General features: G+C 71.5%; 13 protein-coding genes. 6 read left to right on the plus strand and 7 right to left on the minus strand.

The features are described from left to right. Positions 1-272: 272 nt before the first annotated feature. Positions 273-8,405 (plus strand): ricin-type beta-trefoil lectin domain protein, encoded by an 8,133-nt coding sequence (locus ACW14Y_RS08625; protein ID WP_456986409.1) that lies wholly within the window; start codon positions 273-275, stop codon positions 8,403-8,405. 20 nt (positions 8,406-8,425) lie between these two features. Beyond that, entirely contained in the window at positions 8,426-8,773 is a 348-nt protein-coding gene (locus ACW14Y_RS08630; protein WP_456986410.1) for a hypothetical protein, read from the plus strand. Between the two features lie 601 nt (positions 8,774-9,374). On the opposite strand, the gene ACW14Y_RS08635 is transcribed toward ACW14Y_RS08630, so the two are convergent. Further along, positions 9,375-11,129 carry a ricin-type beta-trefoil lectin domain protein gene (locus ACW14Y_RS08635; protein WP_456986411.1) on the minus strand — a complete coding sequence of 585 codons (1,755 nt, stop codon included), beginning with the start codon at positions 11,127-11,129 and terminating at the stop codon, positions 9,375-9,377. A gap of 497 nt (positions 11,130-11,626) precedes the next feature. Next, the gene (gene adhP / locus ACW14Y_RS08640) at positions 11,627-12,640 is read right to left on the minus strand and encodes an alcohol dehydrogenase AdhP (RefSeq protein WP_456986412.1); all 1,014 of its coding nucleotides are present in this window, start codon (positions 12,638-12,640) and stop codon (positions 11,627-11,629) included. A 247-nt stretch (positions 12,641-12,887) separates the two neighbouring features. On the opposite strand from adhP, the gene ACW14Y_RS08645 reads away from it, so the two are divergent. From ACW14Y_RS08645 to ACW14Y_RS08660, 4 genes are all read left to right on the plus strand, one after another. After that, positions 12,888-13,259, plus strand: a complete 372-nt coding sequence (locus ACW14Y_RS08645) for a hypothetical protein (RefSeq protein ID WP_456986413.1) — start codon at positions 12,888-12,890, stop codon at positions 13,257-13,259. Positions 13,260-13,414: 155 nt separating this feature from the next. Continuing rightward, positions 13,415-13,549 carry a hypothetical protein gene (locus ACW14Y_RS08650; protein ID WP_456986414.1) on the plus strand — a complete coding sequence of 45 codons (135 nt, stop codon included), beginning with the start codon at positions 13,415-13,417 and terminating at the stop codon, positions 13,547-13,549. A 66-nt stretch (positions 13,550-13,615) separates the two neighbouring features. Continuing rightward, the gene (locus ACW14Y_RS08655; protein ID WP_456986415.1) at positions 13,616-13,966 is read left to right on the plus strand and encodes a hypothetical protein; all 351 of its coding nucleotides are present in this window, start codon (positions 13,616-13,618) and stop codon (positions 13,964-13,966) included. Positions 13,967-14,040: 74 nt separating this feature from the next. Then, entirely contained in the window at positions 14,041-14,469 is a 429-nt protein-coding gene (locus ACW14Y_RS08660) for a DUF6210 family protein (RefSeq protein ID WP_456986416.1), read from the plus strand. A gap of 9 nt (positions 14,470-14,478) precedes the next feature. On the opposite strand, the gene ACW14Y_RS08665 is transcribed toward ACW14Y_RS08660, so the two are convergent. The 5 genes from ACW14Y_RS08665 to ACW14Y_RS08685 form a co-directional block, all read right to left on the minus strand. After that, positions 14,479-15,362, minus strand: a protein-coding gene (locus ACW14Y_RS08665) for an IS5 family transposase (protein WP_456988110.1) whose coding sequence is annotated in 2 segments (ribosomal slippage) — positions 14,479-14,993 and positions 14,993-15,362 — 885 coding nt in all. Because the reading frame shifts where the segments join, the coding sequence is not laid out codon by codon here. A gap of 379 nt (positions 15,363-15,741) precedes the next feature. Then, positions 15,742-16,728, minus strand: coding sequence for a helix-turn-helix transcriptional regulator (locus ACW14Y_RS08670; RefSeq protein ID WP_456986417.1), 987 nt, complete (start codon positions 16,726-16,728; stop codon positions 15,742-15,744). A 123-nt stretch (positions 16,729-16,851) separates the two neighbouring features. Continuing rightward, positions 16,852-17,733: an SDR family NAD(P)-dependent oxidoreductase gene (locus tag ACW14Y_RS08675; RefSeq protein ID WP_456986418.1), complete on the minus strand. Its 882-nt coding sequence runs from the start codon at positions 17,731-17,733 to the stop codon at positions 16,852-16,854. Positions 17,734-17,917: 184 nt separating this feature from the next. After that, entirely contained in the window at positions 17,918-19,075 is a 1,158-nt protein-coding gene (gene galK / locus ACW14Y_RS08680) for a galactokinase (RefSeq protein WP_456986419.1), read from the minus strand. Continuing rightward, on the minus strand, positions 19,072-20,277 hold the full coding sequence (locus ACW14Y_RS08685; protein WP_456986420.1) for a galactose-1-phosphate uridylyltransferase: 1,206 nt from the start codon (positions 20,275-20,277) through the stop codon (positions 19,072-19,074). The genes galK and ACW14Y_RS08685 overlap by 4 nt, the downstream gene beginning before the upstream one ends. Positions 20,278-20,925: the final 648 nt, after the last annotated feature.

Here is a 20,925-nt window from a genome sequence, read left to right on the forward strand (position 1 = left end):
AGTGGCCTCTGTCCGATTGTGGGTGCGTTTCCGATCCGACGTCAGCTGATACGGCGTCACTTGTTCCGGACGGTCGCAGCCGAACGCTATTGCGTCCGCGCACGGGCTGGCAATAGCGTTCCGGCGGTCATGCCGGGGCAGCTCCGCCCACGTATTGACGCAGGTCACAGACGTATTTCAATTCCACTCCCTTGGAGGGAAGTCGGATGCAGCCCGTTTGGGGTCGAGTCGACCGTTTTCCGCGGAGAGGAGGTGGTCGATGGCGAACTACCTTGACTGTTTCCGCCGTTGCCGCCGTACTCTCACTCATTGTTCCCCTGGTCGGTGAAGGAGTCGCATTCACCGCCCAGGCGGCCGAGAAGAAGGAGAAACCGCTCCCGAAGCTCCCGGTCGTCGGCGGTCGGAACGCCGACGGCAAGCGCGAGCCCGCGAAGCTCCAGTACCCGGCGGGCGCCCACGAACTCCGCGCCCACAAGACTGAGGCGGTGCGGTGGCCCGGCGCGGCCACGGCCACCGTGGACCTGAAGAACCGCCCCGACCTCGTCGAGAGGAACGGGAAGGCTCCGGCCGTCCGCGCCGGCGACACCCCGGTCCTGCTCGGCGCACCCGGCACCGACAAGGGCGAAGCCAAGTCCGGCGCCAGGACCTCGGCCGAGGGCAACGGCCAGGCCGGAACCTCCTCCGCGGCACCCGCCACCGGCACGCCGACCACCGCGGTCGCCGTGCCCTCCGCACCCGGCGCCGTCGAGGTCACGGTCGCCGACCGCAACCGCACCGAACAGGCCAACGTCGACGGCATGCTGGTCGGCCTCAAGCGCACCGACGGCAGCACGGACGCCGCCGGCCTCGACGTCTCGCTGGACTACAGCTCGATCGCCGACGCCTACGGCGGCGGCTGGGCCTCCCGCCTGCGCCTGGTCGCGATGCCCGAATGCGCTCTGACCACGCCCGAGCGCGCCGAGTGCCGCACCCGGCAGCCGGTCGAGTCCACCACCGACCCCGCCACCAAGCGCATTACCGGCACCGTCACACTGCCCGGTGCCGCCGCGGTGGCCCCGTCCCCCGCCAAGTCCGCGCCCGGCGAGGCCTCGGCCGCCGCCCCGCTCGACGCGCCGGGTTCGCTCGCGGCCGCCTCCTCCGGTGGCGGTGGTGGCGGCATCGCCCTCGCCGCCGTCGCCGACGTCAAGGGCGCGCAGGGCTCCTACGCCGCCACCGACCTGTCGTCCTCCGGCAGTTGGTCGCACACCGCCACGGGTGCCTTCGCCTACTCCTACCCGATCACCACGCCGCCGTCCCTGACCGGCACGGCTCCCGGTGTCGCGCTGTCCTACGACTCGCAGGCCGTCGACGGCCAGACCTCGGCCCGCAACTCGCAGGCCGGCTGGATCGGTGACGGCTGGTCGTACAGCCCCGGCTTCATCGAGCGGTCCTACAAGTCCTGTGACGCCGGCGGCATCACCGGCTCCGCCGACCAGTGCTGGGCCGGCTGGCGCGCCACCCTCGCCCTCGGCTCCCACTCCGGCGAGCTGCTCCAGGACGCGAACGGCGTCTACCACCTCCAGGGCGACGACGGCACGAGGATCGAGCGGCTCACCGGCGCGGCCAACGGCCTGTGGCAGGGCGAGTACTTCAAGGTGACCGTCACCGACGGCACCGCCTACTACCTCGGCCTCAACCACGCGCCGGGCACCACCTCCGACGCGCCGACCAACAGCGCCTGGGGCGTTCCGGTCTACCACCCGAACAACGGCGACCCCTGCTACACCGCCGCAAAGGGCAAGAACTCCCAGTGCGACCAGCAACCCGGCTGGCGCTTCAACCTGGACTTCGCCGTCGACCCGCGCGGCAACCTCCAGCGCTACGACTGGACCACCGAGACCAACCGCTACGCCATGGGCGGCGGCCAGGCCGCCACCACCGGCGGCAGCGGCACCTTCACCCCCTACACCCGCGGCGGCCAGCTCGCCCACGTCTCCTACGGCTACCAGCTCGCCGACGCCCTCGCCGGACGCGAGCCGTCCGCCCGCGTCACCTTCGAGTCCGCCGAGCGGTGCGTCGTCTCCGACACCACCTGCAAGCCCGAGAACCTCTCCGCCACCACCGCCAAGGACTGGCCGGACGTCCCGTACGACCTCGCCTGCCCGGACGGGTGGCACACCGGCGGGACCGGCCCCAACGTCTGCCGTACCGCCTCGCCCACGTTCTGGTCGACCAAGCGCCTGCGCGGCATCAGCACCGAACTGCGCACCGGCGGCGGTTGGCAGAACGTCGACCGCTACGACCTCCAGCACATGTTCGCGGACGCCGGCGGCACGATCGAGCCGAACACCGGCAACGACCCGGCCAGCACGGTGCAGGCGGTCATGTGGCTGAACGAGATCCGCCACACCGGCCTCGACACCTCGGCCGGCGGCAGCGGCCCTATACGCCTCGACCCGGTCACCTTCGCGGGCACCATGCTCGACAACCGCGTCGACGGCTCGACCCCGGCCGCGCACCCGCTCTACCGGCCGCGCATCCTCGGGGTGAACACCGAGAGCGGCACCTCGGTCGCGGTGACCTACCGGGACCCCGAGTGCTCGCGGGTCCGGGGCACCATGCCCGCCTCGCCCGACAGCAACACCATGGCCTGCTACCCCGCCCGCTGGAGCCCGTCGAGCGGCGCCACGCCGATCGACGACTGGTTCCAGAAGTCTCTGGTCGCCAAGGTCACCGTCACCGACACGACCACCGCCGCCTCGCCGCCGCGCGAGACGTCCTACACCTACGCCGGTGCCGCCTGGCACCGTGACGACTCCGACCTGACGGACGACCAGTACCGCACCTGGAACGACTTCCGCGGCTTCCGGACCGTCACCACCACCTCCGGCTCCGGCCCCGACCCGGTCAACCGGACCACCGTCTCCTACTTCCAGGGCATGGACGGCGACTACAAGGCCGACCGCACCCCCCGGAGCGTCCGGCTGAAGAACTCCCTCGGGGAGGAAACCACCGACAGCCCGTGGCTCGCCGGCACCCCGCAGGAGACCACCACGTACAACCAGGCCGGCGGCACCCCCGTCGTCAAGCAGTTCAACGAGGTGTCCGTCACCAAGGTCCCCGGCCTCAGCCGGAACCGGACCGCCTGGACCTCGAAGAAGCCCGCGCCGCCGGTGCTGTCGCCGCTCCCCCCGCTGGAGGCGAGCCGGACCTCGCAGACCGTCGTCCGCTCCAGCGCGCTCCTCGCCGACGGTACCTGGCGCACCGGACGGACCGTCACCGACCTCGACAGCTGGGCCCGACCCGCCAAGGTCGACACCCAGCCGGACGTGAGCACCCAGGCCGACCGCACCTGCACCACCACGGACTACGCGGCGCCGCCGGCGGGCAACCCCCTGATGCTCAGCTACCCGAACCGGACCCTGACCGTCGCCGGACCGTGCGGCACCGCCGGATCCACCACGAAGACGATCAGTGACCGCCGGCTCGTGTACGACGGCAACGCCGACCTGGCCAACCCCGGCAGCGCCGGCACCCTCGGCCAGAACGGCACCACCCTCGGCTACGTGACCGCCACCCAGGAGGTCAAGTCCTACGACGCGCAGGGCGCGCCGGTCTACCGGACCGTCGACGCCCAGTCCTTCGACGGCTACGGACGGGTCGTCCGCAGCGTCGACGAGACCGGCGCCGTCGAGCAGACCGCGTACACCCCGGCCACCGGCACCCTGCCGACCGAGGTTGCCACCACCAACCCGCTCGGCTGGGTGAGCCGGAGCACGTTCGCCCCGGCCCGCGGCCTGCTGCTCCGGTCCAACGACTCCAACGACCGGATCGGCGACTCCACCTACGACGCACTCGGCCGTCGCACCGCCGCCTGGCTGCCCGGGAACGCCAAGGACGCCGGCCGACCCGCCGACCTCCTGTACAGCTACGACATGCACGGCGTGAACAACACGCCGAGCACCCGCGCGCAGGCGCCGAGCGTCACCACCCAGTCGTTGACCGAACTCGGCAGGCGCACCACCTCCGTCACCATCTACGACGGATTCCTCAGGCCCCGGCAGATCCAGTCCACCCCCGCCAACGGCGACGGCGGCCGCGTCATCTCGCACACCCGCTACGACAGCCACGGGCAGGTCACCAAGACCACCGCGGCCTGGTACGACGGAACGCACGGCGACCCGAGCAACATCCTGTTCGAGGAGCGGGACAACGAGGCCCCCTCCCAGACCCGACTCGTCTACGACGGTCTGGGCCGTCAGCTCGCGTCCAAGCTCTTCGGACGCGGCACCGAGCTGTGGCAGACCGTCACCGCCTACCCCGGCGCCGACCGCACCGACACCACCCCGCCCGAGGGCGGCACCCCGAGCACGACGTACACCGACGCGCTCGGCCGCACCACCGCCTCCGTGCTCCACGGCGGGGCGGGCACCGGTGACGTCACCACCCGCTACGCCTTCGACGAGCGCGGCAAGCTCGCGAGCATCAAGGACAACGCGGGCAACACCTGGTCCTACGGCTACGACCTCCAGGGCCGGCGGGTCTCCGCGAACGACCCCGACGCGGGCAGCTCCAGCACCAGCTACGACGACCTCGGCCGGGTGGCCAGCACCACCGACAGCCTGGGCAAGCAGCTGTCCTTCAGCTACGACCTCCTCGGCCGCACCACGGGCCGCTACGAGGGCACCAACACCGGCGACCAGAGCAAGCTGCTCGCCTCCTACACCTACGACACCCTCGCCAGGGGCTACCTCACCTCCAGCACCCGCTACACCGGCGGCGCCGGCGGCAGCGCGTACGTCCAGAAGGTGAACGGCTACACCACCCGCTACCAGCCCACCAGCACCACGACCACCGTTCCGGCCACCGAGGGACGACTCGCCGGCGACTACACCCAGACCCTCCACTACGAGGACAACCTGGGACGTCCCATCGGTGCCGACTTCGGCGCCGACGGCGGCCTGCCGACCGAACGGCTCGGCTACGTCCGCGACGACCTGGGCGAGATCATCGCCACTGGCACCTCCCTCACCAAGCTCCTCGCCCAGGCCAACTACAACCCGCTCGGACAGTTGCTCCGCTCCCAGTACGGTGAGCAGGGCGGGCTGATCCGTACCGCCCGGACGTACGACGACATCACCGGCCGGACGACGACGAGCAGCGTCCAGTTCCAGGAGGCGGACGCCAACCCGATCTCGCACAGCACGTACGGCTACGACCGGTCGGGCAAGCTGACCAGTGTCTCGGAACTGCAGTCCTCGGGCAGTGTCGACCAGGCGTTCGACACCCAGTGCTTCCGCTACGACGGCCTCAGCCGCCTCGTCGAGGCGTGGACCGACACCTGGGGCATCAGCGCGACGACCGCGGGTGTGGTCTCGCACTGCAACAACAGCGACCCCGGCCCGGCCAGCATCGGCGGACCGGCCCCGTACTGGCAGACCTTCCAGTACAACCAGCTCGGTGGCCGCACCCAGCACGTCCGGCGCGACGTCACCGGCGACACCGCTCGCGACGTCACCCAGGCCGTCTCCTACCCCGGCAACGGAACCACTCCGGCGGCCAAGCCCAACACCGCCACCAGTGTCACCAGTCGGACCGGACAGGCCACCAGCCAGTACGTCTCGGCCCTGCCCGCCTTCGACCACTCCACGCTCTGCATGGACGTCGCGGGTGCCCGGACCGCCGACGGCACCGCCGTCCAGACCTGGTCCTGCAACAGCGGCGGCTCGCAGCGGTGGACCCGCCCCGGCGACGGCACCCTGCGCGCCCTCGGGAAGTGCGCCGCCCCGGCCGGAACGGCCGATGCGGGCACCAAGGTCGAACTGACCACCTGCGACGGCAGCACCCGACAGAAGTGGCAGGACGGCGGCAACGGCGCCCTCGTCCACTCCGACTCCACCCTCTGCCTCGAGGTCCCCGGCTGGAACCAGACCCCGGGCGCCCAGCTCGGCCTCTGGTACTGCAACACCAACCCCAACCACCGGTGGACCTCCACCACCAACCCGCGCACCGGGCCCACCTACGACGCGACCCTGACCCCGCAGTACGACGCCCAGGGCAACACCGTCTCGCGGGCCCTCAGCAGCACGGGCACCGTGCCCTCGGCGCTGCCCACCACCACCGGCACCCCGGTCTGCCTGGACTCCACCGGCGCCAGCAACGCCAACGGCACCCCGGTGGAGCTCTGGGGCTGCAACGACAGCGACGGCGAGAAGTGGACCGTCGGCACCGACGGCACGCTGCGGGTACTGGGCGCCTGTGCCCGCCCGGTCGACGCCCAGGCCGGCCGGGGCGCGCAGGTCGAGCTCTGGGCCTGTGACGGCAGCGACAGCCAGCGCTGGAGCATCTCCGCCGACGGCGGCATCGTGCACAGCTCCGGCTTCTGCCTCGACGTCCCGCAGTACGACAGCACCCCCGGCATCCGGGTCTCGTTCTGGTACTGCAACCAGGGCGCCAACCAGAAGTGGGCCACCGGCACCGGCACCCAGCCGCTCGCCGGCGCCACCCAGACCTTCACCTACAACGTCGAAGGCCGCACCGAGAGCGTCACCAGCCCCAACGGCGGCACCAACAGCACCAGCACCTACCTCTACGACGCCGACGGCGAACTGCTCATCCAGCGCGGCCCCGACGGCACCGTCCTCTACCTGTTCGGCGGCGCCGAACAGCTCACCCTCGCCCCCGACGGAAACACCGTCAGCGGCGACCGCCACTTCTCCCAGCCCGACGGCACGACCGTCGTCCGCTCCAGCAACGGCGCGCTGACCTACCAGTTCGCCAACCCGCAGAACACCTCCACCCTCCAGGTCGACGCCGCCAACCGGACCATCACCCGGCGCCCGTTCGACCCCTACGGCAGCGTGCGCACGGGCCTCCAGCCCTCCGGCTGGGTCGGCAACCGGGGCTACCTCGGCAAGCCGGTCGACGCCACCAGCGGCCTCAACCTGCTGGGCGCCCGCAACTACGACCCGGTCCTCGGCCGCTTCCTGACCGTCGACCCCCTCCTCGCGGCCGGCAACCCCGACCAGATGGGCGGCTACTCCTACAGCAGCAACGACCCGATCAACCGCTCCGACCCGAGCGGCCTCATCGACGGCGACTGCGCGGAAGGCCGCTGCCACGGCCACTACAGCGGCCGCGGCGCGGCGGACGTCAACTTCGACGGCACCCTGAAGGTCCAGAACCGCGACTACTACGTCGAGCAGGCCGACGACCCGTGGATCCACCTCGGTCCCGACCTGGTCATCGCGGACACCCCGGCGAACGCCGCGGTCATGAGCACCTTCCGCGACGAGCGGGCCAAGGACGAACGGCAGAGCTTCGGCATGGGCCTCATGCCGTCGAACTTCCGCGGAGCGATGTCGCGCGCCTGCGCGCGGGTCTCGTCCTGCAACGAAACCAAGCTGCTGATCAGCACGACGGCCCAACTGGTCGCACTCGGCGAGATCACCGGCTCCGACCGCGAGGGCGGCGGCGGCAAGCGTCCGCAGGGGGCGAAGGAGCCGAAGGGGGCCAGGCCCGCCGCGAAGCCGAACACCGGTAGCGCGGACAACCGCGCCCAGTACGGCCAGGGCAGGTCCGCCAACCCGAGCACCCCGCAGAACGAGAAGACCGTCGCGGCACAGCGGCGGTCGAAGTGCCCGAACAACTCGTTCCCGGGTGATGTCCTCGTCCTTCTCGCCGACGGCACCACCAAGCAGATAGCCGACATCCAGGTCGGCGACGAGGTCCTCGCCACCGACCCCGAAACCGGTGAGACCTCTGCCGAACCGGTCACCGACCTCATCCTGGGCGAGGGCCTCAAGAACCTGGTCACGATCACCCTCACCAAGGGCTCGTACCAGCGCCCCGTGAAGCTCACCGCCACCGATGGCCACCCATTCTGGGTAGCCTCCCGCGGCGAGTGGGTCAAGGCCACCGACCTCAAGCCCGGCGACACCCTCCAGTCCCCCGACGGCACCACCTCCCAGGTCCTCGCCGTCACCCGCTGGACCCAGCAACAAGCCGTCCGCAACCTCACCGTGGCCGACCTTCACACGTACTATGTACTCGCCGGGATCACGCCAGTATTGGTTCACAATACGGACGGCTGCCCTGAGGCCATCGCGTTGGGACTGACGAGGACCGATTCAAACGATTACGCTTTGCAAGATTTTGCCGACAGCAAGGGTGCGCAGTACTACGACCACTGGGAAGACTTCGAATCTGTTGTTAGGACTGCACTGAATCCTGATAGCACAACAACTATCCATTTCAACCTTGAAGGGGTCAGAAATCCCGACCAGTGGGCCGAGACTGCAAACTTGAAAAACCCGTATGCGTCAGATTTGACTGCCTGGGAGCTGGCAATGATTAAGGCCGCCCCGCCCGAGGTGCAAGCACGCGTCCAGTGGGCCAATGGCAGCAATCCCTTCGCGAAGCGTTAGTAGGGCGGAAGGTATTCGAGATGCCCGAAGGCAATGAATCGCTACCGCTGGACCTGGAGCACCCTTTCCAGCTGTGGTCATACAGCAAGTCACATCGAACGCTCATCCTACGCGGGCGCCCCGGCGAGGACTACGATCATTATGTAGATGTCGTCTTTACTTCCGTGATCGGAATGAAGCTTGCGACCGACTATAAAAACCTCACCGTGGTGATTGCGGCCGATGCATCGGAAATGGATGGGTTTTTGCAAGCGCCAGGCCGCTATGAGCGCGGGTTCATGAACCTTGAGGTTTCAGATGCCACCCACAAGGGTTTTGTTGTGTGCAAGCGAGTCGCTGTGCGCCGTGGGATCGGTTGGCAGGATTAGTTTCTTCAGGTACCGTCGACGAGATGGTGTGCTCCAGGGTGATTAACTTCCCCTTCGGCACTCGTGGCGCCGACGGATCCTGAAGGTTCTTGATACTGATCGACTCACGCAGAAAGGCCCACCAGAGGGTATTGGTGGGCCTTTCTGGGCTGCTGACGGCAGTAGTTGACGGCAACCTCAGCGGACGGGTGCCGCACAAACGGGTGGTTCGTCGCCGTCCACAAACGGACTGCACGCGAGTGGCACAACGGCCGGACGGATCCGAACAGGCTCCGGGCGCCCGCTCGACCCGAGCGGGCGCCCGCCGCCGTGTCCGGCCGGGTGATGCGCCTGCGCCTTCCCCGCGGCCGCACCGCCGAACAGGTCCGCGACGCACTCGTGAAGACCGTCCAGGCCCAGCCCACGCACCTGGTGTGCTCACTGGGCTGGGGGCCGAGGCGCCGAGACGGCCGCCCACGCAAAACGCTCGGCCGGGAAACCCCGGCCGAGCGTCCCGCACAGATTTCCGCGGCCTGATCGACCAACCACGTATGGCAACGCCCCGTGAAGTCCGCCCGAGATCTGACGGGGCTTCTTGGCGTCGCGACGTCCTGCGGGTCGGTCAGGCGGTGTTGGGCTGGAGGGTCCACCGCTGGTTGGGGTTGCCGTAGCAACCCCAGATGCCCAGCGCCGTGCTGTTGGCATCGTTCCAGCCCGGGAGCTCCAGACAGGCGTTCGAGGCCGGGTTGTAGATCGAGCCGTCCTCGCGGTACTGCCAGATCTGGCCGACCGCGCCCCGGCAGTCCGTGACGACGACCGGCGCGCCCCAGTTGGTCCGGTCGTCCTGGACGGCCACGCAACGGCCGCCGGTGCGCAGGGTGCCGTCGGAGCCGAAGGCGAACTTCTGGCTCGCGCCGTTCCAGCAGTCGTAGAGGCGCACCGCGCCGCCGTTCGGCGCACCGTAGTTGTCGAGGCAGCGGCCCTGGCTGTAGATGGACACGACGCTGTAGGGGTCGGAGAGCCGCAGCCCGAGTTCCAGCGGCCCGCCGAAGCGAGGCCGGTCCCCGTCCGGAGCGGCGCCCGGGTACTGGAACGCCTTGCCGTCGGCCGCGGTGACGATCAGGTCCGGATAGCCGTCGCTGTTGATGTCACCGGGAGAGTCCACGGCGGGGAAGGCACCCTGCGCGAGACCGAACGGAAGCAGGGAGTGGGCGGCGGACGGCGTCCAGCGACCGCTTGCCCCGTCGTGGCAGTCCTGGATCACCAGGTGGTCGCCCACGTTAGCGCCGGCCCCGGCGTCGAGGCACTTGTCCGCGTTCGGGTTCTTCAGCGTGCCCGGGTAGGGGCCGGCCACCCAGGTCTGGGCCGCGCTGCCGTTGCAGTCCCACACGTTGACGGGCGAGCCGTTCTCGGTGTTGGCGCCGGTGACGTCGAGGCACTTGCCGAGGACGTGCACGGAACCGTCGGTGCCGAAGGTGAACGCCTGGCTGGACGCCGCGCCCTGGTCGGTGCAGTCCTCCAGCAGGGTCGCCGTGCCGTTGGCCGCTCCACCGTGGTCGACGTCGGCGCACAGGCTCGTGCCGCCGGCGCCCTGGAGCGCCGACGTCAGGGGCTTGTGGGCGGGCAGCGACAGCGGCGTGAACCCGTTCAGGAGTCCGCCGTTGGCGTTCAGCGGCAAGGGCAGGTCGGCGACGGCCCCGGTCACGGTGTCCCGCGCCCACAGGGTCGGCACGCCGTTGACCTCACCCGGGTACATCAGGGTGAAGCCGCTCCAGTCGTCGCCCTGGGCGCCGAGTTCGACACCCGCGCCGAGCTTGCAGCCGGCGAGGAAACTGGCGGGGTAGAAGCGGAGGTGCCCCTTCTCGACGGTGACCAGACTGGTCTCGCCGGTGCCCCGCTGCACGGCCGTCATCCGGGTGATGTGGTCCCAGGTCCCGTCGATGCCCCGCTCGCACATGCTGCTGGTGCCCAGTTGGACGACAGTACGGGCGAAGTGACCGGCGATGGCGCCCTGGGCCGCGTTCGCGTCGTTGACGTAGAGGTAGAGCTGCTTCTCGGTCGTGTGGTAGGCGAACAGGGAGTCACCGACCCCCATTACGGCACCTCGGTGGGCCAGCAGGTAGTTGCCCCAGCCGTCCTGTCGAGGACTCCGGTCCGCCGGGGAGGCCGTCTCGGGTGCGGCCGTGCCTCCGCTGCCGCCCCGGAACAGGACCAGCGAGCCGTCGGCGGCCGGTGCGAGGTAGTCCGGAACGGCGTCAAGGTCGACGTCGCCGGCCACGACGGCCGTCGACGCGGCCGGGGTACGGGCTTCCGCGAAGGCGGTTCCGGGAACCGCCAGGGCGAGGCCGATCGCGCACAGGGGCGCCAGGTTTCTCACCAGCCGGCCCCGCCGGCCGGTGAATGGACGGGCAATACGCATGGTGTGTCGGTCAGCCCTTCACGGCAGAGCGCCCTCGCTCGACGATCGGCAGCCGCATCGATCACAGGCGGCCGACATTCGAGGGGCATTTGTCCGATTCGATAAGCGTTCTGATCGAACGTCGGACAGGTTCCCCCTGGGCGACGATCAGTGCGCGACCGAACGCTAGTGCGTCCGAAGGCGAGCTGGCAATCCGGTTTACCGCGCCTGCCGATCCTCCTCCACCTGCGCAAACGTGCTGGCGGAGCCGGCAGAACCGTGCCGAAGCCCTCACGGCACGCCTCAAGTCGGGCTGCCGGGTGATCACCTGTCGACGAGTCCGCGTCCTCTGCCGGCTCCTCCGGAACGAGAGAGGCCGGACGCCGGAGCGCCCGCCCCCCGGACGACGGGGGCGGGCGGGGGCGGGCGGGGGCGGGCGCTTCGGCGGGAGCCTTCCGCCGGGAGCCGGCGGGTGGTCAGCGCAGGTCGAAGACCAGGCGGGCGGGGGTGCGGCCGGAGAGGACCTCGTCGAAGCAGGTGTTGACGTCGGCGAGGCGGCGGGTCTCGCGGATCACGCGGGTGCGGCCGAGGGCGTGGAGGCGGAAGACCTCCGCGAGGTCCTGGCGGGTGCCGACGATGGAGCCGATCACCCTGGTGCCGTTCAGGACGGTGTCGAAGACCGGGAGTTCGAGCCTGCCCTCGGCGGGCAGGGCGACCAGGACGAGGGTGCCGCCGCGGCGCAGCGAGGCGTAGGCGGCCTGGAAGGAGGCGTTGCTGACGGCGAGGGCGATCGCCGCGTGGGCGCCGCCCAGCTTCTGGACCTCGGCGGCGACGTCCTGGACGCGGGCGTCGAGGACGTGGTCCGCGCCGAGTTCGCGGGCGAGGGCGAGCTTGTCGTCGGTGACGTCGACGGCGATGGTCTCGGCGCCGGCCAGGCGGGCGTACTGGAGGGCGAGGTGGCCGAGGCCGCCGATGCCGGAGACCAGGACGCGGGTGCCGGGTCCGGCGCCGGAGACCTTGAGCGCCTTGTAGGTGGTGACACCGGCGCAGGAAAGCGGGGCGGCGTCCATCGGGTCGAGGCCGTCGGGGACGGGGACGACGTAGTCGCCGTGGGCGAGGGCCTGCTCGGCGTAGGCGCCGTCGACGGAGTAGCCGCTGTTGTGCTGCCGGGTGCAGAGGGTCTCCCAGCCGGAGACGCAGTGGTCGCAGCGGCCGCAGGCGTCGGCGAGCCACGGGATCGCCACCCGTTCGCCGACCCGGACGTGCCGGACCTCGGCGCCGGCCGCCTCGACGATGCCGACGCCCTCGTGCCCGGGCACGAACGGCGGGGTCGGCCGGACCGGCCAGTCGCCGTGCGCGGCGTGGATGTCGGTGTGGCACAGGCCGGAGGCCTCGATCCGGACCCGCACCTGGTGCGGGCCGGGCTCGGGGACCGGACGCTCCTCGATCACGAGCGGCTGGGTGAAGTCGTGGACGACGGCGGCCTTCATGTTCGTATTCCTGCCCTTCGTGCCGCCGGAGCCGCTTCCCGACCCCCCGGGCCCCGGTCACCTCCATCCCACCCCCGGACCGGGCCCGCCGCCAGGGCCGGACGGGTGGAACCGGGCGGGCCGATGGTCCCGTGTGCGGTGGGTCGCGGTCGGACGGTGGGGCGCGGTGGGCCGGCGAGGCGGTGGGCCGGTGGGGCGCGGTGGAATTCGGTCGAACCGGGCCCGGCTGCCCGAGTAGCGTCGCCCCATGGTGAACGAGGAGCGGTACGCCGTGTACCGGGAGGAATCGAAGGTGCTGGCCGCGATCGGCGAGCACGTCCACGCCCAGGTCGGCCGGGTGACGGTGCGGCTGCCCAGGGCCGTGGCGCAGGCCGCGGTGGACGCCTGGGAGCGCGACGACCCGGACGACGGGCTGCGCGGCGAGAGCATCGAGCAGTACGAGCTGCGGGGCCGGGCGGGCGACGTCGCCCTGATCGGCCTCGTCATCTCGGAGCACGGCCGCTGGGAGGACGAGGAGGTGGTCGTCGACCTGGACGTCACGTCCGCCGGGTCGGCCCTGCTGACGTACATCGAGGAGGCGGGCCCAAACTACCGCCCGAAGGAACGGCCCGGGCGGTGAGGGAGGCCAGGGGCGGTCCGCCGGGTCGTTCGAGCCGATCAGGGCGGTGGCCCGGTCCTCGCCGGACGAAGGGAACCGAATGTCGCACGCTTCACAGCCGAAGCGGAGGCGGGGATGAAAGGAATCACGTTTCCTGCCTGGATCGGAAGCACTACGTGACCTTGGCCGAGCTGCTGGTTCGCCTCGGCAGCTACGGCCTGGACCTGACGTGGCGCGTCGAACTCGACCGGATCGTCGATCGTCGCTGTGTCGAATGGGCAGACCGCATCGGTAGGCGAGCGGCGGGATGATGTCCTGGGTGCGGATTCGGGTGGCGGCGCTCGGCCTCGGCCTTTCGCATCCGAGGCGGCACCGCGATGATGCAGAGCATGAATGCTGTTGAAGACCCTGTAGCCGTGGTGGCGTGCCTGCGGGAGGAACACCGGAACGAGCCGTGGGACCGCGGGTGGAACAGCCTCGAGGTCGCGGGCGTCGATCTGGTGTCGCTCGATACCAGGCTGGCGGGCTGCACTCACACGTGGCTCGCCAACGGCGGTTCCCTCCACGAGCGAGGGATGGCGACCGTGGATCTCCTTCTCGGCCAGCTCGAGAGCGTCCTTCCCCGGCTCGCCGAGGACGACAGCGCCGCACACGTCTGGCACCGGCTGCACCGGATGGCTCAGCTCATCATGACCCACAACACCCCACCGGCCGAGGTGAGTTCTTAGGCCGTGTCTCGTAATTGATCTTGCGGGCTGAAATGTCGTTGAGCGCGTGGTCGGCAGCCCGGAAGACTGTCGCCATGAGCTCTCGGCGCTTCGTCTTCCTCGATCCCGACGGCATGAGTGCCGGTGGCTGGCTGTATGTGGTGGTCGAAGCAAAGACCGGGATCTGCTATCAGCAGCAGTACGGCGGAACGGCCTGTCGGCAGGGGCAGGTCGAAGGCTTCCTGGTGCCGCTGTTCGGCCCTGATGAGCTGGACACGCTGCGCGAGCTGTTCGAAAAGGACTTCCGCGGTGCCGGCACCTGGAACTACGGGTGGCCGGATGACGAGCGGGACACACTCCGGGAGATCATCGGCGCCATCCGCTACTGGGCATCCGATGGGACCACCGAGGAGCCGCACGCTCTGCAGCTGGACGAGAGCCGAGTCCGTGAGACCGATGAGGCCTGGGTTCCGGTGATCACACCGGACGGTCCCGGTGTGCTGGTGTGGTTCAACTCGGACTGAACACGATGATCACCCGTCGGCCCTGAGCCAGAGGAACAGGGCGGCGATGACCACGCTGGCCCGGTAGCGGGCCGCCAGCTTGTCGAACCGGGTTGCCACGGCGCGGAATTGCTTCAACCGTGCGAAGCACCGCTCGACGACGTTCCGCCCCCGGTAGGCGACTTTGTCGAAGGCCGGTGGCCGGCCACCCCCGCCTGCGCGGCGGGCTCGGTTGGCGATCTGGTCCCGGCGCTCGGGGATGGTCGCCTTGATGCCGCGGCGCCGCAGCAGGCGGCGGATCTTCCGGGACGAATAGGCTTTGTCCGCAACGACCCGGTCGAGCTTCGTGCGAGGGCGTCCGGCGCCGGTCCGCGGAATGCGGATCGCGTCCAACACGGCCGGGAACATGGTGCAGTCCGCCGTGTTCCCGGCGCTGAGCACGATCGAGAGCGGCAGACCCCGGCCGTCGACCGCCAGGTGGACCTTGGTCGTCAGCCCGCCCCGGGACCGGCCGAGCGCCTCGCGACGCGTGACAGCTGCCGGATCTTCCGATTCGTCCCCTGCTTCAGCCCCTTTTTACGGGCGCCCGCGGCATGCTGATGCGCTCGGGCGACCGTGGAGTCAACGGAGACCGTCCACTCCACGGCACCCACCGCGTCGTCGCGGACCTGGACCTGTTGCAGCAGTCTGGCCCAGGTGCCGTCCTTCTCCCACCGGGCGAAGCGCCGGTAGACGGTCTGCCACGGGCCATACCGCTCGGGCAGATCGCGCCAGGGCGCCCCGGTGCGGAGCCGCCACAGCACCCCGTTCGCGACCTGCCGATGGTCTCGCCACGGACATCCAGCGCCATCGCGCTGCGGAAGTAGCGGCTCTATCCGCGACCATGCCGCGTCGGTTATCTCTCCTCGCCCCACCACAAGATCAATTATGAGACACGGCCTAGGACTCTCGGTGGGCTCCACCATCGTCCGTGCCGACCAGCACGCGGCCGGTGCCCGCGCCGGTCCGCCGTCGGCCCTGGCCTCAAAAGGGGGTTGGAGCGGCAGAGCTCCGGCACGAGACGCCGTGGCAGAGTCTCGTCGCCCGCCTGCGCAAGGGCTCTCGCGACGGACGACCACCAGACTTCGGCGGGGAGCGGTACAAGAAGCGCAACACCGTCGAACGGCCTTCAACACGCGCGAACACTCCGGAGCAGTCGCCGTCCGATACGACAGGCACCGCTACGTCCGCCTCGGCACCGCTATCGCGGCCGCCCTCGTCAGCCGGCTTCGCACATGATCGACCGGCCGGGCGCTAGCGGGGCGGCCGGGCGACGCGGTCGGCCTCCCAGGAGATCAGCATCCGCAGGGCGTCCTCGGAGGGGCTGCCGGGGTCGGCGGTGTAGGTGACCAGGGCCTGGTCGGGGTCGTCGGCGGAGCGGAGGGTGTCGTAGACCAGTTCCATCCGGCCGACCAGCGGGTGGCGGAACACCTTGTGGCCGGAGGTCTTGTCGCGGACCGGGTGCTCCGCCCACCACTGGCGGAACTCCTGGCTGCGCACCGAGAGTTCGCCGATCAGTTCGGCGAGCCGGGGGTCGTCGGGGCGGCGGCCGGCCTCCAGGTGGAGGAAGGCGACGTTCTCCCGCGCGCAGCCCACCCAGTCGTCGAAGAGGGTGCGCGAGGCCGGGTCGAGGAAGGTGATCCGGGCGATGTTCCGCTCGGCCGGGGCGAGCGTGGCGTAGTCGCCGAGGAGGGCGGCGGCGGCGCTGTTCCAGGCCAGGATGTCCATCCGGCGGCCCATCACCACGGCCGGCACGTCGGGCATCGCGTCGAGCAGCCGGGCCATCGACGGCCGGACCTTCTGCGGCGCGGCGGAGCCCCGGGCCTGGCCTCGACCGGTGCCTCCGGTGCCGCCGGAGCCACCGGCCCGGGTCGGGCGGGTGCGGGCGAGGCGGTGCAGGTGGCCGGCCTCCTCGGGGTCGAGGCGCAGCGCGCGGGCGACGGCGTCGAGCACGGCGTCCGACGGGTTGCCGACCCGGCCCTGTTCGAGCCGGGTGTAGTAGTCGACGCTGACACCGGCGAGTTGGGCGAGCTCCTCGCGGCGCAGGCCCGCCACCCGGCGGCGGCCGCCGAAGTCGGGGAGGTCGACGTCCTCGGGACGGAGCCGGGAGCGGCGGGTGCGCAGGAACTCGGCGAGGCCGCTCGGGGTACCGGCGGTGGCGGCGCTGGTGGCGGTGCCGGCAGCGGAGGAGGTGCCGGCAGCGGAGGCGGGGTCGGGGCGGCTCGTTCGGTTCGCGCTCATGCGGTCATTCTGTCCGGTCGGCGTTCCGGCTGCCTGGCCCTGGCAGGACCAGGCAGCCACCGCTGGACGGGGCAGACCGGCAGAACCGCGTGGCCCCTCGGCTCGTCAGGGGCCCGCGTCCCGTCAGGGGCCCGCGACCGCGACCACGCCGCCGTCCACGACGAGGTCCTGGCCGGTGATGTAGGCGGCCCGGGGCGAGAGCAGGAAGGCGACGGTCTCGGCGACGTCCGCCGCCTCCCCCAGCCGGCCGAGCGGCACCCGCGCCCGCACGGCTTCCTGCTGGGCCGGTTCGGTGATCACCTCGTGGAACATCCCGGTGACGATGTAGCCCGGGCTCACCGAGTTGATCCGCACGCCCCGCCCGGCGAACGCGCTGCCGAGGGTGCGGGCGAGGTTGTGCACGGCGGCCTTGGTCGCCGCGTACACCGGGGCGTCGGGCAGGCCCCGGTGCAGGGTCCAGGAGGCGTTGAGGACGATCGCGGCGCCGCCGCCCGGGGCCCGCTCCAGCAGCGGCAGGGCGTGCTGGACGGTGAAGAAGACGCCCTTGAAGTTGACGTCCACGGTGCGGTCGAAGCTCTCCTCGGTCACCTCCGCCGGGGCCTCGAAGACGCCGACCCCGGCGTTGGCGAACACCCCGTGCAGATGGCCGTACCGCTCCCCCACCAACTCGGCCAACCGGGCCAGGTCGGCCGGACGGGCGGAGTCGGCGCGCACCGCGAAGACCCGCCCGGCGGCGGCGCGTCCGGTTTGGGTGACTCCGGCCTGGGTGACTCCGGCTTCGGTGACTCCGGCCCGGGTGAGTTCGGCCCGGGCGAGTTCGGCCTCGGCGCGGGCGAGGCGGGCGTCGTCGCGGCCGGTGATCACCACGTTGGCGCCGCGGTCCAGCAGCACCCGGGCGGTGGCGAGGCCCATGCCGCTCGTGCCTCCGGTGACCAGCACGGTTCGGCCGTCGAAGTCCTGGTCCTGGCCCTGGCTGGTAAGGGTGTTCCGGTGGGTGTTGGTCATGGGCCCAGCCTCACCGCCGGGCGGAGGGGCGAACCAGGCCCGGTCCGACCCCGGGTCCGGCAGGACCACCCAGCCGTGGAGGCCGAGTTGCCCGGGCGTGCGTCCGCCCCCGCCGGGGGTCGGCGGGGGCGGACGCGGTCGCGGGGGTCGCGGGGTCGCGGCGGCGCGACGGGGGCGGGGGTGGTCAGGACTCCCGGCGGGCGCCGGCGGAGGGCACGGCCCGGTAGACGTGCGGCTCGGCCCAACCCTCCGCGAGGAAGGCCTCGATGACCGCCTTGGCCACCGCGTCCGCGTCGGCCGTACGGGTCAGAGCGATCACCGAACCGCCGAAGCCGCCGCCGGTCATCCGCGCGCCGAGCGCCCCGGCCGTGACGGCGACGGAGACGGCGAGGTCCGTCTCCGGGCAGGACGTCCGGTAGTCGTCGCGCAGCGAGGCGTGGCCTGCGGTGAGGATCGGCCCGAGGGCGGCCGGCCCGTGCTGCTCCAGTTCCCGCATGGTCTGCTCGACCCGGCCGTTCTCGGTCACCACGTGCCGGACCAGCGGGACCAGTTCGGCCGGCAGCCGGTCCAGGGCCGCGGGGAGGTCGGCGGCGGCGAGGTCGCGCAGCGCCGGCAGCCCCAGGAGCGCGGCGGCGCGTTCGCAACCGGCCCGCAGAGCGGCGTAGGCGCCGTCGGCGAGGTCGTGCTGCACCCGGGTGTCGAGGACCAGGAGGGTGAGGCCCGAGCCCGCCAGGTCGAGCGGAACGTACCGAGCGGACAGGTCACGCGTGTCCAGGTGCAGGGCGGTCCCGGCACTGCAGGCCATCGAGGCCATCTGGTCCATGATTCCGCAGGGGACGCCGACGAAGTCGTTCTCGGCGCGCTGCGCGACCTTGGCCAGTTCGGCGGCTTCCAGGCCGAGTTCGTACAGGTCGTTGTAGGTGATCGCGACCGCGCACTCCAGCGCGGCGGAGGAGGAGAGGCCGGCGCCGCCGGGCACGTCGCTGTCGAGCAGGACGTCGGCACCGCCGATCCGGTGGCCCGCCTCGCGCAGCGTCCACACGACCGCGGCGGGGTACGCGGCCCAGCCGGACACGCCGCCCGGGGCCAGCCCGGCGACGTCCAGCTCGACGACCTCGCCGGGGACCCGGGTCGAGGCGAGGCGCAGCACGCCGTCGGCGCGGCGGCGGGCGTAGGCGCGGACGGCCTGCGGGAGGGCGATCGGGAGGACGAACCCGTCGTTGTAGTCGGTGTGTTCGCCGATCAGGTTGACCCGGCCGGGAGCCGCCCAGACGCCCTCGGGGGCGTGGCCGTAGAGCTCCTCGAAGGCGGCGGACGGGGGTGTGGGGGACGTGGGGGTCATCGCTGCGCTTCCTCGGCGGTCGGGGCGGGGGTGGGGCCGGTCGCGGGGGCCGGGTCGACGGCGGGAGTGGGACCGGTCGGGGAGGCCGGGCCGACGGCGGGGGTCGAACCGGCGGCGGGGGTGGTGCCGGTCGGGGCGGTCGGGTTCGCCGGTCCGGCCTGGCCGACCTCGCGCAGTCGCCGGGCGGCGAACTCCGGGGCGACGTCGTTCATGAACGCCTCCATCCCGGACTCGGTACCGGCCAGGTACTTGAGCTTGTCCGCCGTCCGCCGGACGGTGAACAGCTCCAGGTGGAGGGCGAGTTCGTCCTCGTGGCCGGCCGGGGCCTGGTGCCAGGCGGCGATGTAGGGCGCGCGGACCTGCCGGTCGCCGTCGCTGAAGAGCCGGTCGAAGCGGCGCAGCAGGTCGAGGTAGATCCGGGGGAACTCGGCGCGCTCGTCCTCGTTCAGCCCGGTGAAGTCGGGGACGCGGCGGTTGGGGAAGAGGTGGACCTCGTAGGGCCAGCGGGCGGCGAAGGGCACGAACGCGGTCCAGTGCTCCCCGGCCAGGACGACCCGGCTGTCCTCGGGGCGGTCGCCCGGGGCGCTGTCGGCGGCGGGACTGCCGGCGGGGCCGACTGCGGAACTACCGGCGATCAGGCTGTCGGCGGAGGCGCGCTCGGCGGCCACGAGGTCGTCGAAGAGGTTGCGGCCGGTGGCGGCACGGTGCCGGGCGGCCCGGTCGATCATCTTGGCCGTGCGCGGGGGGACGAACGGCAGCGCGTAGACCTGGCCGTGCGGGTGGGCGAGGGTGACGCCGATCTCGGTGCCGCGGTTCTCGAAGCAGTAGACCTGGCGGACGCCGGGCAGCGCGGAGAGTTCGGCGGTGCGGTCGGTCCAGGCGTCCAGCACCAGGCGGGCGTGGTCCTCGTCGAGGTCGGCGAAGGAGGCGTCGTGGTCGGCGGTGAAGCAGACCACCTCGCACCGGCCGACGCCCGGCCTGCGGCTGTGCAGCGGGTCGTCGAGGGCCGGCGGCACGGGGTGGGTTCCGGGCTCGCCCGCGAGGGAGGGGAAGCGGTTCTCGAAGACGGCCACCTGGTAGTCGCCGGCCGGGATCTCGCTCAGCCGGCCCTCGCGGCTGGGGCAGAGCGGGCACTCGTCGGCCGGCGGGTGGTAGGTGCGGGCCTGGCGGTGGGCGGCGACGGTCACCCAGGCACCGGTCATCGGGTCCTGCCGGACCTCCGAGGAGGGCGCGACGGCGTCCAGCGGACGCAGGTCGGCGACGGCCCGGTCGGTGGGCGGCGTGCCCCGGTCGTAGTAGATCAGCTCGCGGCCGTCGGCCAGTTCGGTGACCGTCCTGGTCGTCGCACCGGCCTGCCTGCTCGTACCGGCCTGCGTGCTTGCGCCGGCCTGAGCGCTCAGGCCGGCGGCGCGGCGGTGCCGGTCGTTCCGCTCGCTTCTGCCGACCCGCTCGCGCCGGGCTGGCCGGTCGCGTCGGTCACCGTTGGGGCCATGACGTGCTCCCTCTCCTGGGGCTTCCCTTCAACCACATGAACAAACAATATCGAACATGAATCAACATGCGAGCCCTGGGTCCACCCCGATTCCGAAATCAGCCGTCGGCCGGGCACCAGGACGCATCCTCCCTGGTCGGCCCGGCAGGTCACACGACCCGGCCCGGGCCGTCGAGGCCTTCCCCTGCTGTCGACACTCGCGGTCCAGCCTGGCAGTCGGCGCGGACCGCACCCGCCCACCGGCGCCTCCGCCGGGAGCAACGACCTCGATGGCCGGGCGTCACCCGGGCCGCTGGAGTGCGGACGGCCCGGGCCGGGGCGCCCTCGCGCGCCCCGCTCGGCACTTTGCAAATAGGGG

It is taken from the genome of Kitasatospora sp. cg17-2 (assembly GCF_054031055.1).

Excerpts from the sequence above, each read along its gene's own strand:
- ACW14Y_RS08630 (WP_456986410.1), top strand. The coding sequence starts at position 8,426 with ATGCCCGAAGGCAATGAATCGCTACCGCTGGACCTGGAGCACCCTTTC.
- adhP (WP_456986412.1), bottom strand. The coding sequence starts at position 12,640 with ATGAAGGCCGCCGTCGTCCACGACTTCACCCAGCCGCTCGTGATCGAG.
- ACW14Y_RS08645 (WP_456986413.1), top strand. The coding sequence starts at position 12,888 with ATGGTGAACGAGGAGCGGTACGCCGTGTACCGGGAGGAATCGAAGGTG.
- ACW14Y_RS08655 (WP_456986415.1), top strand. The coding sequence starts at position 13,616 with ATGATGCAGAGCATGAATGCTGTTGAAGACCCTGTAGCCGTGGTGGCG.
- ACW14Y_RS08660 (WP_456986416.1), top strand. The coding sequence starts at position 14,041 with ATGAGCTCTCGGCGCTTCGTCTTCCTCGATCCCGACGGCATGAGTGCC.
- ACW14Y_RS08670 (WP_456986417.1), bottom strand. The coding sequence starts at position 16,728 with ATGAGCGCGAACCGAACGAGCCGCCCCGACCCCGCCTCCGCTGCCGGC.
- ACW14Y_RS08675 (WP_456986418.1), bottom strand. The coding sequence starts at position 17,733 with ATGACCAACACCCACCGGAACACCCTTACCAGCCAGGGCCAGGACCAG.
- galK (WP_456986419.1), bottom strand. The coding sequence starts at position 19,075 with ATGACCCCCACGTCCCCCACACCCCCGTCCGCCGCCTTCGAGGAGCTC.
- ACW14Y_RS08685 (WP_456986420.1), bottom strand. The coding sequence starts at position 20,277 with ATGACCGGTGCCTGGGTGACCGTCGCCGCCCACCGCCAGGCCCGCACC.